Genomic DNA, 16,147 nt, shown 5'->3' with positions numbered 1-16,147 from the left:
CCTCTAATTATGTCGCTTACTTCCCCTAATGATTTTTCTTCTCATTTTTCACCAAATCCCTTAAATCTTATTTCGGGTATTTTTTTATTATTTTCAGGAAACATTTTTTTCAGTAAAAAATTCTTTACTGAATGTATTTTTTCAGTCTTTTGCTCAATATTTTTGAGTAAAATATCAATATTTTGAAATAGTGAACCAATTTTTTGTTGCTCATTACTTTTTGGTATATATTTTTTTTCTTCCAATATCGCTGCATCTGATATTAATAAAGTATTTTTGGCTCCTTTATTTATTAAAGGTTTTAAAAAATTATTTAAAACATGATTAAGTAAAAATAAACACTCAATAAATATTGAATCTGAATTATTTACAGTTTTGTATGTCGCATATAAAGGTGAAACTATTCCATCTAAATTACTATTGTTTCTTATGATACCAAATGGATTTTGAGATAGTGGAGATTTTGTATATACTAGTTGATTTTTTCTAACAACTTTATAATTACTGATATCTTTGCCAGCGAAAGATCTTCCTTGTAGTTTTATTTGGTTAACTACACCATATTTTTTTGATACTGATAAAACATCTTCACGTGTATAAGAATTGTTACTGTTCTTTTCAGTAGAGATTTCCATTAATTTGTTTAAAGCGTCATGCTTTCATTCTTCACTAAATCCTTTAAATCTAAGCGCTGGTTTATTGTTCACTTCAACTCCTTCTATATCAATAAAATTATAAATAACAGTTTCTAAATATAAAAAAAAGAAATTCTAAATTTTTAAAATTTCTTTAAGGTATTGTCCGGTATATGAATTATCAATTTTTGCAACTTGTTCAGGTGTTCCAGTGGCAATGATTTTTCCACCATTTTTTCCACCACCAGGGCCAAGATCAATAATATGGTCAGCACTTTTTATAACATCAAGATTATGTTCAATAACCAATACAGTATCACCATTATCAACAATTCTTGTTAAAACGTTTAAAAGTCTTTTCACATCATGAGTATGTAAACCTGTTGTAGGCTCATCAAGAATGTAGAGTGTTTTACCAGTTGGTTTCTTTTGTAAATACGTTGCTAATTTTACCCGTTGAGCTTCTCCACCACTTAGAGTTGTTGCACTTTGTCCTAATTGAACATAATCAAGACCCACATCAATTAATGTTTGAAGTTTATCTTGAATTTTTTTTCGAGCACTGAAAAATTCAAAAGCCTCTTTAACACGCATATTTAAAACATCATTAATATTCTTACCATGATATTTAATCTCTAATGTTTCGTTATTATAACGTTTTCCTTCACAGTGGTCACAAGCAACGTAAACATCAGGTAAAAAGTGCATTTCAATCTTGATAACACCATCTCCTTGACATTTGTCACATCTTCCGCCAGGAACATTAAAACTAAATCTTCCTTTTTGATATCCGCGGTATCTCGATTCTTCAACATTGGCAAAAATGTCACGAATATCATCAAAAACAGAAGTATAAGTTGCTGGGTTAGAACGTGGTGTTCTACCAATTGGTGATTGAGTAATTTGAATAATTTTATCAATATTACCAATTCCAATTAACTTAGCTTTTTTACCATCATAAAGTGGATCAGTTAAGTAAGAACCAAGTTCGTTAACTAAAATTTCATTAATTAAAGTACTTTTACCTGAACCACTGACTCCAGTAACACAAATCAATTTTCCAAGGGGTATATCAACACTGACATTTTTTAAGTTATTTTCTTTTGCATCTTTAATTTTTAAGACTTTACCATTGCCGCTTCTTCGAAACTCAGGAATTTCAATTTTTCATTCCCCTGAAAGATATTTACCAGTAATTGATGTAGGTTCTTTAGCAATATCTTCAACTGAACCAGTAGCAACAATATAACCACCTTCATCTCCTGCTTGAGGACCAATATCAACAATATAGTCGGCTTCATAAATTGTTTCTTCATCATGTTCAACAACTACTAGAGTATTACCGATTTCAACCATTTTCTTTAAAGAATTTAAAAGTTTACGGTTGTCGTGTTGATGTAATCCAATGCTTGGTTCATCCAAAACATATAAAATTCCGGTAAGATTTGAACCAATTTGAGTCGCCAACCGAATCCGTTGCGACTCACCACCACTTAATGTTTCAGCTTTACGATTTAATGTTAAATAATCTAAACCAACATTAATTAAAAACTCTAATCGATGTTTTGTTTCAATTAAGATCAGATTAGAAATTTCTTTTTCGGTTTCAGTCAAATCTAAATTATTAATAAAATCAAAAATTGCACCTATATCTTGATTACAAATTTCAAAGATATTTAAACTATTGATTCTTACCGCTAAAGCATATTTGTTAAGTCTTGATCCTTTACAGCTCGAACAAGTAACTTCAGACATAAATTTTTTATATCAAGTTCTAATTTCTTCAGAAGAAGTTTCAAGATATTTTCTTTCCAACATATTTGCAATACCTTCAATGTAACCCTTACGATTGTAACGATTACCTGAAGCAGAAATTAATGTATACTCAATTTCTTCATCTGAACCATAAAGAAGATAATGCATTTTTTCTTGATCAATTTTTTCAATTGGAATATTAATGTCAATTTCATAATAATCTAATAAAACTTTAAATTCTTGTCATTCTAAATTTTTAGTTTCAACAGTATTTTCAAAATATTTAATTCCACCAGCACGAATCGATTTTTTCGGATTAGGAATGATTTTAGTGATATCAGTAGATAGTTTTAATCCCAGTCCCTTACACTCATCACACATTCCATAAGGAGAGTTAAATGAGAAAAGTTTAGGTTCGATTTTAGGCATATCAAAATCACCTTGTTCACAGGCGTGATATATTGAAAATTGTTCTGTGTTTCCACCGTCGACATCGTGAATATTAATTAAACCTTTTGAATATTCAAGCGCAATTTCAACTGCTTCAGAAACACGATTTCTAAGCTCTTCTTTTAAACTTAAACGATCAATAACAATGTCAATGTTTCAACGTTTATTTTTATCTAATTTAATTTCTTCATCAAGTGAAAAAATATCATCATTAATTTTTACTCTTACAAAACCATCTTTTTTTAATTTAGATAGCAATGTTTGGTGTGTCCCCTTTTCACCTTGAACAACAGGAGACAGAATGTAAAGCTTAGTACCTTCAGGATATTTAAAAATTGCATTAATTATATCCTTGTGTTTTTGTGCTTTAATTTCAGTCTTGTGTTTTGGACAATAAGCTCTTCCTATTCGAGCATATAAAAGTCTTAAATAATCATAAATCTCAGTAACAGTACCAACAATCGAACGTGGGTTGTTATGTGTGGTTTTTTGTTCAATACTAATTGAAGGTGAAAGCCCTTCAATTGAGTCAACATTTGGCCTCTTAGAATTACCCAAAAATTGACGAGCGTATGAAGAAAGAGAGTCCACATAACGTCTTTTCCCTTCTTCATAAATAGTATTAAAAGCAAGCGAAGATTTTCCACTTCCACTAAGTCCTGTAAATACTACTAATTTATTTTTAGGAATTTCTAAGTCCACATTTTTTAGATTATTTTCTTTAGCGCCTTTAACAATAATTTTTTCGTTGTTTTTCATAATGTATTAATTATAAATAAATAAACAATTTTGTTCATTTTTTAATTTATGCAACAAAAAATCCTAAAAATATTATTTTTTTAGACAATATTAATTTTTTGCCAACATTCTATCTTATTTTTTTGGAAAATCTTGTAGAATAAAACCGAAAAATATAAATTTAAATAAATATTTACATCATTATCGATGAAAACTATTTATAGATAAGGAAAAAAATGAATACTTTATTAATCGCAGGATATGTTCCAGGAGCAGTCGTAACTAATACGAATATCGTGGTTAATCAAACAAATTGAAAAATTGAAAAAATGAATGAAAATGAAAAAATATACTCATTAAATTTGATGGACTTAATATTTAAGTTAGATTTAGATTCATTCAAAACATTTTTCGATGAAAATATCAATTCAAAGAAAAAATTAGAGAAAAAAAGAGAAATAGAAGACATTATTTTTAAATCAATACATTATTTAAAAGATGATACTTTGGAATTTTCAGATTATAATGATCTAAATACAATCAATATGAAACTTGATAGGATAATATTTAAATTAAATGAATTTTATTACACACTTAAAGAAAAATCAAAAGATATAACTGATTTATTAAAATGAGCTGATTTTATTCAAGAGATTTATGATAAATACTATTCTCTTTCATCTTATGGTGCTTATTATGACTAATAACGAAGATTTTAACGACAAAAAACGTGGTTTAATAATAAGAACCATTTTATTAGTCTTTATATATATTACAGGAATAATTACGATCACTCTAATGTTTGTATTCAAAAGACCTGCCAGTGCAGGACTTGTAGCTCCTTTTTCGATAGGATATTTATGATATACTTATCATCTTAAAAATACTAAACGATTTATAAGTTATTCAGATTATTTTAAAGAAATTCGCAATAAAAAAAATTGCAAAAATGAAGAACATAATCTTGAAGGGAAAAACTTAGATGAAGACAAAGAACCAATAATAAATAATGAAAAACAGACAACTGAAATAATAGAAAAAGAAAATAATAATAATGTTGTTAGTGAATCAAAGAATAACCAAAATGACAAATAAAAACATTTTACTAAATACCTATTTTTTGTAAATTCTGAAAAAATTTGATTTATTTTGTTTGCAGGGTAGCTTTAAAATGAAAATAAGAGACAAATTATATTGAGAATCAAACGATATTGACATTTGTTTCAAAAAAATGGATTGTAAATGAACAAACAAACAAAAAAAATGAATATGTTGATAACTTTTTAAGTAATTTTGAATATACAAATATTGATTCAAACGAATTATTTAGAAAAGTTCTTGTGAGGATAAATGATTTAAATTTTTTTGTGGAATTTCAAATCACAAAAGAAATTGATCAAGAATATTTAGAAAATATTTATGGTATGAGTGTTATTAGCGAAGAATATTACTTCCATTCTAAAATAGCTCAATATATCAATAATTATTAAGTAAAAGAAGATATAAAATATCGAGATAAAAAGAAAAAACTCTTAGTGAATCTTGTTGCATTAAGATTCTTACTAAGAGTTTTTAATTATTTGTTTTCATTATTTTTGTCATTTTTGCTTCAAGATTTTAACAATACTTCATGATATTCTTTTTGAACGTTTTTATATTGTTTCTTTAATCTTAAGTTCTCGCGTTTTAAACGTTGTAATTCTTTTTCTTTACTGTCGAAATTCAGCTCGTGTTGAATATTTCTTTTTCACTCAACATTATATTGAACTGACTCATAAATTATTAAACGAATAATGTCTCAACTGTAGAAAATAAAGTAAGCAACAGGTAATGATCAATGGAAGTTTTTTATAAAAACAAAACCAATAATAATTAAGAAAATGAATTGTGATCATTGTGCAACAAGAGTTGTAACACTAGAAACGGTTGAACGACCTCCACTAGCAATTAATGCACTTGTTGTATAGAATCAACTTCATAGTGGATTTACTAATGCAACAGTTATTAATGTAATTGCAAGATTGCGAGTATGCATTGATGCAGTGTATTTAGCAGCTGCATTAATTAAGAGATCTTTATTTTGCATTGTAGTTTCTGATAAAGTATTTCAAAACGGAGAATTTTTCATCAGTGATTGAATTTCTTCTAAGCTTTTAGTGTTATAAAAAGTTTTAATGTTTTTTGAAATACCACTCGAGAGTAAATCTGTAGTTCAAATAACTACTATAAAAACAAGTAATAAACTTGAAGAAATAGCCCCAGTTGTAGCATGGAAACCTTTTAGTGCGGCTGCATGTTTTTTTGCTTCATCAAAATCATTTTTACCTAAGTTTGTTGCAACAAATACACTGACGTTAGCTCCACATGCTGCAGTAGTTGCACTGAATACCATTGAAATACTTTCTGTCAGTGCTAGAACACTTGAAACAGGCATTTTCATTCATTGTTCACCAATACCATTTTCTTGGTATGCATAGTTTCAAATAATCATTCTTAATGGTAAAACAATCATTCCAGCGATTGCAATCGCAAAAGCAAATGAACGTTTGAAAAACATTTTGGCAACTTGAGATGAAATAAAGAAAAGGTTTTTAGGATTAATTCAAATTTCTTTTTTCTTTAAATACATTCACAAACAATCGAGAATAATTGAGATAAACACCGCTGCAATGGTTCCATAAGCAGCTGCTTCTACCCCTAATTTAAGACCATAGATTAAAATTGAGTTAATCAAAACATTTATTGCAATATTAAAACATGCTGTAAAAAAGGCATGCAGTGAATGTCCTGTTTCATTTAGTAACCCATTGGTGTTCCATGCAATTGCCAACAGTATTCAGGCAATTGCGATGAATCTTATATAGTTTACTCCTCCTTCTAAGGCATCAACATCTCCAGGTCCAACAAAAGAAATCATTTGTGTCGGAATAATCCAAGCACAAAGAGCAAAAATTGTCGCAATTGAAACATAAGTTCAAACTCTAAGTGCCATTATTTGATTTAAGCTCTTATAGTTTTTGGCTCCATAAAATTGACCAACAAGCATTGCGGCAATAGTATTAATGGTCATAAAGAAAGTAGAAATTATTCCTGTTCAGGTGTTAGCATATGAAAGTGAATTTACACCGTTAGGAATATGAGTAACCATAAAATTATCAACAAAAGAAGTGGAAGCAAAAACCAGTTCTGCTAACACAACTGGTAATGTTTTCTTAAAATAAAGTTTTCACATTTGCTTATTTTCAGGAAAATGTGATTTAATAATATTTTTCTTATTTTTTAAAATTTTATTCATTTATATAATGGTACTATAATTGTCAAATTTTTTCTTTAATTTCTTTTACTGTTAAGCTATCTTCGAGGTTTAAATTCTTAATTAATGAAAGTAACATTCTTTTTCGCTTGATACTTTCAATATTTTTCTTCAAATTCTCATCTCTTGATAAAACTTCCATTCTTAAAACATCATCTTTAGAATAGCGTTTTAATTCATTTACTAAAATTTGTGGATTAACATCAATAATAAATTTTGCAGGGTTTTTTACTTTTTTAGTTTGACATCACAGTAAAAAACCAATATAAGAAGCAGTTGAGCCATCCTTTTGAAGGACTTTTTCAACAACATTATTTTTTGCTTTTTCTCTTATTGCCTTACGGCTTTCTACAAAATAATCATCAGAAAAATCTTTGGCGGTTAAAACAGAAAGTGAAAGATTCTTTTCTTCAATTAAAGCTTTAACAACATTATTTGGAAACATGATACTTAAAAGCTCTTTTTCTAAGGTTGGATTGTGTCCGACAAAAACAACATTAGGAATTTTTACGGTGTTATTAATTTGTTTAATATCTTTAGAAATATGTTCTTTTAAGGTTTCATAAACATTTTTGGTTTTGAAATTGTAAATATATGTCTTGGTTTTAAATTCATTTTTAATGTTTTTTAATCCAAGTGTATAACAAAATGGTGTTGAATTTTTACTTTTCATTAAACGAGCAAAAGGATTTGTAATCGCTTCAAAATCAATAAAAACTTCAACGGGATTTTTAATATCTTCTTCTGTTTTATTCATAATTTATATTGTACTCTTTTATTCAATATTATTAATGAGTGTAATTATCAAAGTTTTACAAAAAAAATTAAAACTTTTTAAATAGTTTTATAATAATTCCATGAAAAAACAATATACAAAAGAACAAAAGCGAGCAATGGTTAAAAAAATTGTTGTTTCTTCTCTTGTAATAGCATTTTTTGCCATACTTGCCGCTGTAGCTTCAATTTTTTGAATTGCTAAATAATTAAGTTCCTAATTTTAAATAATACAAATCACATTAGGAACTTTTTAAACAAAAATATTGCTAAATTTTAACGTTTAAATAAATTACGATAAATATTTGTTTTATTTAGCAAAATGTTATATAATATTTTTGCAATTATCAAAGCTATGTGTTGCCACCATAGCCAAACGGCCAAGGCAAAGGTCTGCAACACCTCGATTACCGGTTCGAATCCGGTTGGTGGCTCCATTATGCGCCCGTAGCTCAATTGGACAGAGTGTTTGGTTACGGCCCAAAAGGTTGCGGGTTCGACTCCTGCCGGGCGCGCCATTTCAAGAAATTGACCGCAAATAAGAGCTGTTGCTCTTTTTTTTATATCTTCTTTTGGTTTATAATTTTTGCATGAGTAAAAATTTGAAATGAAAGAATATTATTAAAGTTTTATTACCTTTAAGTGTTTTATCAATAACATCGCCATTTATAGCTGCCAGCTGTCAAAATACAGCAAGATTTGACCAAGAACAAAGTCAAAGCTTGAAAATTATGACTTCTTATGGTCCTTCAAATGATTTAAAAAGATATAATGCTTTGAAGTCGGTAATAGAAGAATACAACAAATATGTAAAATTAAATAAAGATAAAAATCAAAATCTACAACCTGTAGAATTAAAAGTTTCAGCCGATTCTTTACAAGGACTTTATTCAAAAATAAACCTTGATTTAAGAGCAAAAAATACCAAAAATTTCGGAAATTTAGTCCTTGCATACCCTTCTTCAGCAGTTCTTGCCGGAACTTTCGATATGCTGTTGGATTTAGATTCAGTTAATACTGATTACATTAATCCCGAGTTTTTAAAAATCAATCAAAGTCTTTCGGGACTAAAAAAAGATAAAAAATGAATTTTACCTTTCGGAAGAAGCAGTGAAGTTTTAACTGTTGATAAACCACTGCTAGGATATATTGTTCAAGAAATGGATAAACAATATAAAAAGCAAAAACACGTTTCAATTTTGGACGAAAATAATTCAGATATTCTAAAAAGCTCAATCGAGTTATTTAATAGTGATAAAATCACCGAAAATGAAAGAACCAGAATTGAAGAACTATGAAAATTTGACCAATATAATTTAGATTTTTCAAAGTTAAGTTTAGAAAAATTAAGTGATGATATTTTGGATTCATATGATCAAATGATTGAGTTTACAAAATTTGTCAATAGTACACTAAATGATAATGAAAATTACAGTGATACATTATATACAATGGGTATTGACTCAATTGCAAACTTTGTTTATCTACAATTGTTCAATGATGCTAAAAATGATTTTAGCAAATACTTCTTACAGCCCAAAGAAGGAGCAAGCTATAAATTAGATTACAAAAAAGTTCTAAGCGATCCAGAAAGTAAAGAATATCAAACTTTCGCAAAATATATTGAAAAAACTCTTGAATTAATTAATTCAGGAAGAACATACATTCAACGTGATCCAACATATGATTTTAACTCAGCTAGAATTCAAACAACTCACAAAATGATTTTTGCCACCGGTACAACATTAGCTTATAACTATGTTCGCTTTGTACAAAATTCATTCTTATATAAAGGTAAAGACATTAGTTACTTAGCTAATGGGTTTGCAAAACGTAATAAAGATGATACAAATAATTCGGATACATTAGCTTTTAATGTGGGGCTAGATAAATTTACATTAGACTTAAACTCACAATCTCAACATGATGAATTTGCAAAAGGTGTTGCTGAAACAAATCAATTAAAATTAATTAAAAATTTTCTCGGTGATAACAACAGCATAAAAACCCTATATGCATCAAATGAAGCTAAAAAACTAGCTCAAAGTAATAACGATTTTCAAAAAATTTACTTACCTAGAGATTGAAGCTCGGAAGGTAAATACACTGATGCTGAAAAACAACAAATCATCAACACCATTACAGCAATTCAAAAAATTAATCCAAATAAAATAAATGAAATTGCCGAACTAGAAAAACAACTTCCAAATTCTGTTGACAGATGATTTTTACTAAAAAATGTTGCCGAATCACAATCAGATAAATACCAACTTAAATTAAGTAACACGTTAATCACTCCACAAGTTCGTTACAACTCAAAAAATAGTGGTGAAAGGGGTTCATTCATTTTACAAGGGCCTTCTTTAATGGCTCTTCATTCAAATGAAAAACAAGATAAAGCAACACTTGAATTCATTAAATGACTATACGATGAAAATAATTTAATCACTTGAGAAGACCTTAATAAAAAGACTACACCAGAAACCCGCATCAAGTTGATACCTATTGAATATTTTGCTTACAAATCAAACTACATATTCCCTTCAAATAACTTCTTTAACCAATCAAAACACTTAAAAATTAATGAATTTGCTTCTACTTTTATTAAAGCAACAGAAGAAATAAATTTAGGTAAAGGTGTTTCAACATTTGAAGAGCCAGTGGATGAAAGTAGTGACACTTTCCGTAATGCAATCAGAGGTTCATTGCAAAGAGCTTTTGAACAAGCTAGATATCATGATAATAAAATAAGATATACAAAAGATAAGGTTATTAATGAAATCAAAACCGAAATGTCATTAGTGACTGATCTTAAATAAAATAAAAAAGTACTGATATTCAGTGCTTTTTTTGTTTTTGTTTTTCATTGTGCACAAAAAAAGACAATAAATTTTTTAAATTGATATAATTTTAAAATTATGAATTACACTATAGAAATGAGTCTTCAAGAAAACTCAAAAGTAGAATTGGTACGACCTAAAAATTATGGCTTTTTTAACTGACAAGGTGGGTACTTGACTTTCCATCAGTCAAGCTGATTTTTTTTCCTTGTTGTTGCAATTGTTTTATGTGTCTGTGCATTACTTTGACTTTTTAGAAAACCAATCTATTACAAGTACGAAAATACTCAAACAATTCTCAAAATGTCTAAAAAAACATTCTGACTTATTGTTGGTATAATTGCGGCTTGTTTTACAATTTTTAGAATCATAGTTTTATTCTTGAATCATTACCCAAATCGTTGAGAAATTATTCCCCTACACTATTGCCGTTTATTTTTGGTTTTCATTATTTTATCATTAGTGTTTAATAGAATTGATTTATCAAAATACTACGGTATTTTTGGAGTTGTTGGTGTTTTAATTGCTTTCGGTTTCACTGACCTAAGTTCAAACGAAAAATGAAGATCGCTTTCAGCAGACCATAGTGATATTTTCTGAGGATTTGATTCATTTGTTTTCTGAGATTTTCTTTTTGCGCATAGTTTTATCATCATAATGTGTTTCTTATTAATGATCTTAAGCAGTGCAAAGCAAACCAAAAAAACAGTGTTTATCAGTGTTGTTGCAATGTTTTTAATTGCTCTATCAGTGCTTGTTCTTAATTACATTACTTTCAAATATGCTCAAAACACCTGAAAATCAAACTGATTCTATCTAGGAATGCAAGAAGTCAATAGTCTTTCAGAGTTATTTGGAAAATTATCACGTCAACCTTATCTATTTTTAATCGCTTGTTTTTCAATTATGTGCCTTTATGCACTTGCATTATTAATATTTTTCTCAGCATCAAAAATTTCATTACAAAAAGTTGAAAACAAATGAAAATTTATTGTTTCAAAATCAGTTGCATGAAACGATTTTAAACAATCACATCTTTCATTTAAAAATAAAAATAAAACAGTTTAAGAGATATTTATATCTCTTTTTTTGTTACGCTTTTTTGCTGTGGTAGAATTGATTATATTAAGGAGAAATATGACTGACAACAAATATATCGCTTTATATCGTCAATATCGTCCTAAATCTTTTAGTGAAGTAAGAGGACAAGATCATATTGTAAATACATTAAAAAATGTTATTGAAACTGGAAAAATTTCCCATGCTTATTTATTCTGTGGACCTCGTGGAACTGGTAAAACATCAGTTGCCAAAATTTTTGCCGCAGCTTTAAATTGTGAAGATTTAAATGAAGACTTTGAATCTTGCGATGAATGCAAAAAATCTGTTGAAAAATCACTAGATATTTTAGAAATCGATGCCGCTTCAAACACTGGGGTTGATGACATCCGTAATTTAAAAGAAAATATTGATAATTTACCATCTTATTCGAAATACAAAGTTTACATTATCGATGAAGTACATATGCTTTCAAAAAGTGCTTGAAATGCATTATTAAAAACTATTGAAGAACCACCTAAACATGTTATTTTTATTTTAGCTACTACAGACCCACAAAAAATTCCTTTAACAGTTTTAAGCCGTGTACAAAGATACAATTTTAAACGTATTGATGTTACAACAATCGCTAACCAACTTGATTATGTTTATAAAAACGAAGGAATTGCTTTTGAACCTAAAGCCTTAGAATTAATTGCTAATCTAAGTAATGGAGCAATGCGTGATGCCCTAAGTATGGCAGATCAAATTGCAATCTTTGCAAACTCGGATGTTAAGGTATCAGATGTTCAAAAAATGTTTGGATTAATTTCAAACCAAACACTAATCGAAATCATTAACACAATTAATAAAAAAGAAATTCACGAAGTTTTACAATTAACTAAACAACAAATTGATCAAGGTGCAGACATTGAAAAAATGATTGTTGGTTTAATTAACGTTTTAAAAGATTATGTAATTTATAAAAAAACTAATGATGCAACCTTAATTAGTTTTTTAGAAGTTAATCAAATGTCCGACATTAAATTATTAGTCGATAAAGCATACTTACTTTTGGATGAACTAATTACAATATTAAAAGAATTAAAATATTCAGATATTCCACAACAAACACTAGAAATGGGACTCCTAAAAATGTGTTTTGTAAGAACTAATGAAAATACAAAAGAAAGTGAAGTTACTAATCTACCGATATTTACCGATGAAAGCGTTGAAGATATTGCTTACGAAAAAGAAACAATTAATACTGAAGATGAAGCAATTCAATATCAAGAACATGACAGCAAAGTCAGTCATGAAACAGAAGAACCAAGTAATAATATAGACGAATACTTTGAAGCTAAAAAACCTAACCAAAGTTTTATTGATTTAAGTCATGAATCAATTGCAAACAATCAACCAGTATCAAAGATTGATTCACATGAACAATCGTGATTTGATAATTTAGCAAATAGTATGCAAAATTCAAAAAAATCTTTCCAAACTCAAACAATGGAAATTAATTTAGAACAAGCTGATTCAATCGATGATTCAGAATTAGCTGACTTAGAAGAAAGCTTTACACTAAGTGAACCACAAATACATATAAATCCAAGTATTTCCGCTGAAACGGATTACGAGAAGAGTGGTGAATACAGTGTTCAACAAGCTAAAAAACACGAACAAAATCACAAACGCATCAATGAAATGCTAAGCTATGATGACATTGCAAACCCACCAATGATTCATCATCGCCAAAACGTTGAAGAAATCATGCATGATACTAGTGAATTTGCCGTTAATCAAAATCAAATTACTGCAGAATACAGCGTTATTGAAGAAGATCTTTTAAATCAAAACTCACAGACACAAGATTATTCGTCAGCAACTGAAGACATTTTTGGTCTTGATGAAGTTGTTTCGAAAAATCGTTATAAAGATTTAACAATTGATGAAATTTTAAATCTTTCTTTACTTGCACAAAAAGAAAAATTAGTTGATAAAACTGATTATAAAATTGAATATCGTGTTAAGTTGACTAAACTAAAAGATTTTTCAAACCCTAAATATGAAAAATATGTAAGACTATTAAATTCAATGAAACCTTCTTTAAATGCTTCAAATTTCATCTTATTCTCAACAGAATACTCACAAATGATTGAACAATTAAATAATTACAAACAAGAAAAAGAATTTCAAGAATTTATTAAAGAAGAATTTAAACGTAATCTTCATATCTTTGCTGCCGAAAAACAAAAAATGCAAAGAGCAATTGATTACTACATGGAACACAAAGAAGAACTAAAACACCGTAAACTAATACCATTGCCGGTTTTAGAATCACCCGAAGATTCAAAAGCACTTAAAACTGTTAAAGAATTATTCGGAGACATATTAGACATCAAAAAAAGATAATTAAAAAACTAGGAGAAAAAAATGAATATTAATGAAATGCTAAAACAAGCTAAAAAATTACAAGCTGAAATGGAATTAAAAGAAAAACAAATTTCTAAAAAAGAATTTGTTGTTGAGAAACAAGGAATTAAATTAGTAATGTTTGGAACAAGAAAAATTAAATCTCTTGAAATCAATGAATTATTAATTGATCCCGAAGATGCAGAAACCTTACAAGATTTAATCATCATTACTGTTAATGAAGCGATTGAAAAAATTAATCAAGAATATGAGGAACTAAGCAAACAAGTTCCAACAACCGGACTACCTTTCTAAGAAATGAAAAATCCGCATTTCGAAAATCTTATTGAGATTCTTAAAACCACTTTAGGAATCAGTAATGCTGTTGCTAAAAAAATGGCATTTACAATTTTAAAAAAAGATAATCAACAAATTTTACAATTGATAAATTCAATTCAAACCTTTAAGCAAAATTTTCAAGAATGTAAACTTTGCCACAATTATGACAAAGAAGAAATTTGCGAAATTTGTAAGCAAAGATCAAAATCCAAAAAAATTATGTTTGTTGAAAATCAAAGTGACATTCAAAAATTTGAAAGTCTTGATTTTTTTAAAGGAAAATATTTTGTAATTGAAGAACTTCTGAGTCCTAAGAAACAAAATTTCAGTCAAGGTCTTATTGATGAAATTTTGTCATATACAGAAGGTGCGAATGAAATAATCCTTGCTTTGAGTACAACTTTAAATGGACAAATTACCATGCAAAGATTAAAAACTATACTCAGTGTTAAAAAAGCTGATATTTATCAGTTAAGTACAGGAATTCCTTTCGGAGCAAGTGTTGACATTGTTGATTCAATTACTTTAAAACAATCGTTAGAAAACAAAATAAAAATGTAAGGAAGAAATATTATGAATAGTAAAGCACGTTTTATTACTTTTGAAGGAATGGATGGCGGAGGTAAGTCAACAGTTGTTAGTATGTTAAAAGACTACTTCGCTAAAAATGTAACCGATAAAGAATTTTTATTTACAAGAGAACCAGGAAGCAGTTGCTCAAAAGAAGCTGAATTTATTCGCAATTTTATTTTAGATAATCGCAATAATTTCAGTCCTGCTGTTGACGCTTTATTATTCATTGTCAGTCGAAGAATTAACTTAGAAAAAGGTATCTGACCTGCTCTTGATGCAAATAAAATTGTTGTATCGGACCGTTATATACACTCTTCTTTAATTTATCAAGGTTTATTGGGTGGACTAGGTTTGGAAAATATTCGCAGCCTAAATATTGATGCCCTAAAATTAGGAAATTCAAAACAAATTCTACCTGATATTGTTATATATTTTGATATGGACCCACAACAGTCGTTAGATAGAATTACTCAAAATCGTTCTTCTTTAGACCGTTTGGAAAATAATAATATTAGTTATTATGAAAATCTTCGTAATTCATATAAAAAACTAATTGAGTATGAACCTGAACTTTTTGTTGTTGTTGACGCATCACAACCACTTGAAAAAGTGTTTGAAGATGTTTTGGAAATTTTTAAACAACGGGTACTTTAATGGAAAATAATGTTTATAAATTAATCGATAATTCCATCGAGCAAAACAAAAAAATTCAAACCATTTTGTTCTCAACAACACAAAATGTTAATCTAGATCCATATCTTTTATACTTTATTAATCACATTCAAAGCAATTATTTTACTGATTCAGAAAGCTTATTAAATAGTAAAAACTGTATTGTAATTAATGCTATAAAAACAATTAATAAAGAAGATATAACTGACGCAATTATGCGTATAAGTGCTTCTAGTGATGAAGAAAGCAATGTTTTAGTTATTAAAAATATCGAAAATGGAAGTGCTTCTTCTCTAAATGCTTTACTAAAATTTTTGGAATCTTTACCTGAAAATGTTTTTGTTGTCATGACAACAAAAAACAAATATCGGGTTCTTTCAACAATAATTTCAAGAAGTGTTTTAATTGATATTAATTTTAAAGACAAAGAAAAAATTCAAAAATTAGATTTATTAAGAAATTCAATGTTTAAAGAGTTTTGAGCTTATTTAACCGATGATGAAGAATTCATTAATGCTAAATATAATGAAGAAACTGAAAACAATCTTCAAAATATATTTGATGCTTTCAATAGTCTTGATGATAAAAAATTCCTTGCAAAATTA

General features: G+C 28.1%; 14 protein-coding genes, 2 tRNA genes and 1 pseudogene. 13 read left to right on the top strand and 4 right to left on the bottom strand.

What is annotated here, in order from left to right:
* Positions 1 to 707 (bottom strand): annotated as a pseudogene (locus tag JV175_RS03530) (hypothetical protein); the annotation flags it as partial.
* 63 nt (positions 708 to 770) lie between these two features.
* Positions 771 to 3,599, bottom strand: a complete 2,829-nt coding sequence (gene uvrA / locus JV175_RS03525) for an excinuclease ABC subunit UvrA (RefSeq protein ID WP_205499604.1) — start codon at positions 3,597 to 3,599, stop codon at positions 771 to 773.
* A 215-nt stretch (positions 3,600 to 3,814) separates the two neighbouring features.
* Here uvrA and JV175_RS03520 point away from each other — a divergent pair, with 215 nt between their 5' ends.
* The 3 genes from JV175_RS03520 to JV175_RS03510 all read left to right on the top strand — a co-directional run bounded on the left by JV175_RS03520 (position 3,815) and on the right by JV175_RS03510 (position 5,068).
* A complete protein-coding gene (locus JV175_RS03520) occupies positions 3,815 to 4,282 on the top strand; it encodes a hypothetical protein (RefSeq protein ID WP_205499603.1) in 468 nt (155 codons plus the stop codon).
* Positions 4,275 to 4,673, top strand: a complete 399-nt coding sequence (locus JV175_RS03515; RefSeq protein WP_205499602.1) for a hypothetical protein — start codon at positions 4,275 to 4,277, stop codon at positions 4,671 to 4,673. Before JV175_RS03520 ends, JV175_RS03515 begins: the two co-directional genes overlap by 8 nt.
* 116 nt (positions 4,674 to 4,789) lie before the next feature.
* The gene (locus JV175_RS03510; RefSeq protein WP_205499601.1) at positions 4,790 to 5,068 is read left to right on the top strand and encodes a hypothetical protein; all 279 of its coding nucleotides are present in this window, start codon (positions 4,790 to 4,792) and stop codon (positions 5,066 to 5,068) included.
* A gap of 86 nt (positions 5,069 to 5,154) precedes the next feature.
* On the opposite strand, the gene JV175_RS03505 is transcribed toward JV175_RS03510, so the two are convergent.
* The gene (locus JV175_RS03505; RefSeq protein ID WP_205499600.1) at positions 5,155 to 6,873 is read right to left on the bottom strand and encodes an MATE family efflux transporter; all 1,719 of its coding nucleotides are present in this window, start codon (positions 6,871 to 6,873) and stop codon (positions 5,155 to 5,157) included.
* A gap of 13 nt (positions 6,874 to 6,886) precedes the next feature.
* Positions 6,887 to 7,648 (bottom strand): DUF2779 domain-containing protein, encoded by a 762-nt coding sequence (locus tag JV175_RS03500; protein WP_205499599.1) that lies wholly within the window; start codon positions 7,646 to 7,648, stop codon positions 6,887 to 6,889.
* A 100-nt stretch (positions 7,649 to 7,748) separates the two neighbouring features.
* Between JV175_RS03500 and JV175_RS04215 the strand changes: the two genes are divergently transcribed.
* The 10 genes from JV175_RS04215 to JV175_RS03455 all read left to right on the top strand — a co-directional run.
* Positions 7,749 to 7,874 (top strand): hypothetical protein, encoded by a 126-nt coding sequence (locus JV175_RS04215; protein WP_306789867.1) that lies wholly within the window; start codon positions 7,749 to 7,751, stop codon positions 7,872 to 7,874.
* 153 nt (positions 7,875 to 8,027) lie between these two features.
* Positions 8,028 to 8,102: transfer RNA gene (locus JV175_RS03495), tRNA-Cys, on the top strand.
* Between the two features lie 4 nt (positions 8,103 to 8,106).
* A tRNA-Arg gene (locus JV175_RS03490) sits at positions 8,107 to 8,183 on the top strand.
* A 72-nt stretch (positions 8,184 to 8,255) separates the two neighbouring features.
* Positions 8,256 to 10,484 (top strand): P68 family surface lipoprotein, encoded by a 2,229-nt coding sequence (locus JV175_RS04475; RefSeq protein WP_205499598.1) that lies wholly within the window; start codon positions 8,256 to 8,258, stop codon positions 10,482 to 10,484.
* A 99-nt stretch (positions 10,485 to 10,583) separates the two neighbouring features.
* Positions 10,584 to 11,573 (top strand): YwaF family protein, encoded by a 990-nt coding sequence (locus JV175_RS03480; RefSeq protein WP_205499597.1) that lies wholly within the window; start codon positions 10,584 to 10,586, stop codon positions 11,571 to 11,573.
* Positions 11,574 to 11,642: 69 nt separating this feature from the next.
* Positions 11,643 to 13,958, top strand: a complete 2,316-nt coding sequence (dnaX, locus tag JV175_RS04470; protein ID WP_205499596.1) for a DNA polymerase III subunit gamma/tau — start codon at positions 11,643 to 11,645, stop codon at positions 13,956 to 13,958.
* 21 nt (positions 13,959 to 13,979) lie between these two features.
* Positions 13,980 to 14,273, top strand: a complete 294-nt coding sequence (locus JV175_RS03470) for a YbaB/EbfC family nucleoid-associated protein (protein ID WP_205499595.1) — start codon at positions 13,980 to 13,982, stop codon at positions 14,271 to 14,273.
* 3 nt (positions 14,274 to 14,276) lie between these two features.
* Entirely contained in the window at positions 14,277 to 14,858 is a 582-nt protein-coding gene (locus JV175_RS03465; RefSeq protein WP_205499594.1) for a toprim domain-containing protein, read from the top strand.
* 12 nt (positions 14,859 to 14,870) lie between these two features.
* The gene (gene tmk / locus JV175_RS03460) at positions 14,871 to 15,524 is read left to right on the top strand and encodes a dTMP kinase (RefSeq protein ID WP_205499593.1); all 654 of its coding nucleotides are present in this window, start codon (positions 14,871 to 14,873) and stop codon (positions 15,522 to 15,524) included.
* On the top strand, positions 15,524 to 16,147 hold a 624-nt coding region (locus JV175_RS03455), incomplete at its 3' end, for a DNA polymerase III delta subunit-related protein (RefSeq protein ID WP_506737598.1). The genes tmk and JV175_RS03455, both read left to right, overlap by 1 nt.

Origin of the sequence: [Mycoplasma] gypis, from assembly GCF_016924775.1 — a bacterium.
In the GTDB taxonomy this organism is placed as follows: domain Bacteria; phylum Bacillota_I; class Bacilli_A; order Mycoplasmatales; family Metamycoplasmataceae; genus Metamycoplasma; species Metamycoplasma gypis.
Note: the sequence above shows the minus strand (reverse complement) of the source record. Positions and strands in the feature narration are given on the sequence as shown.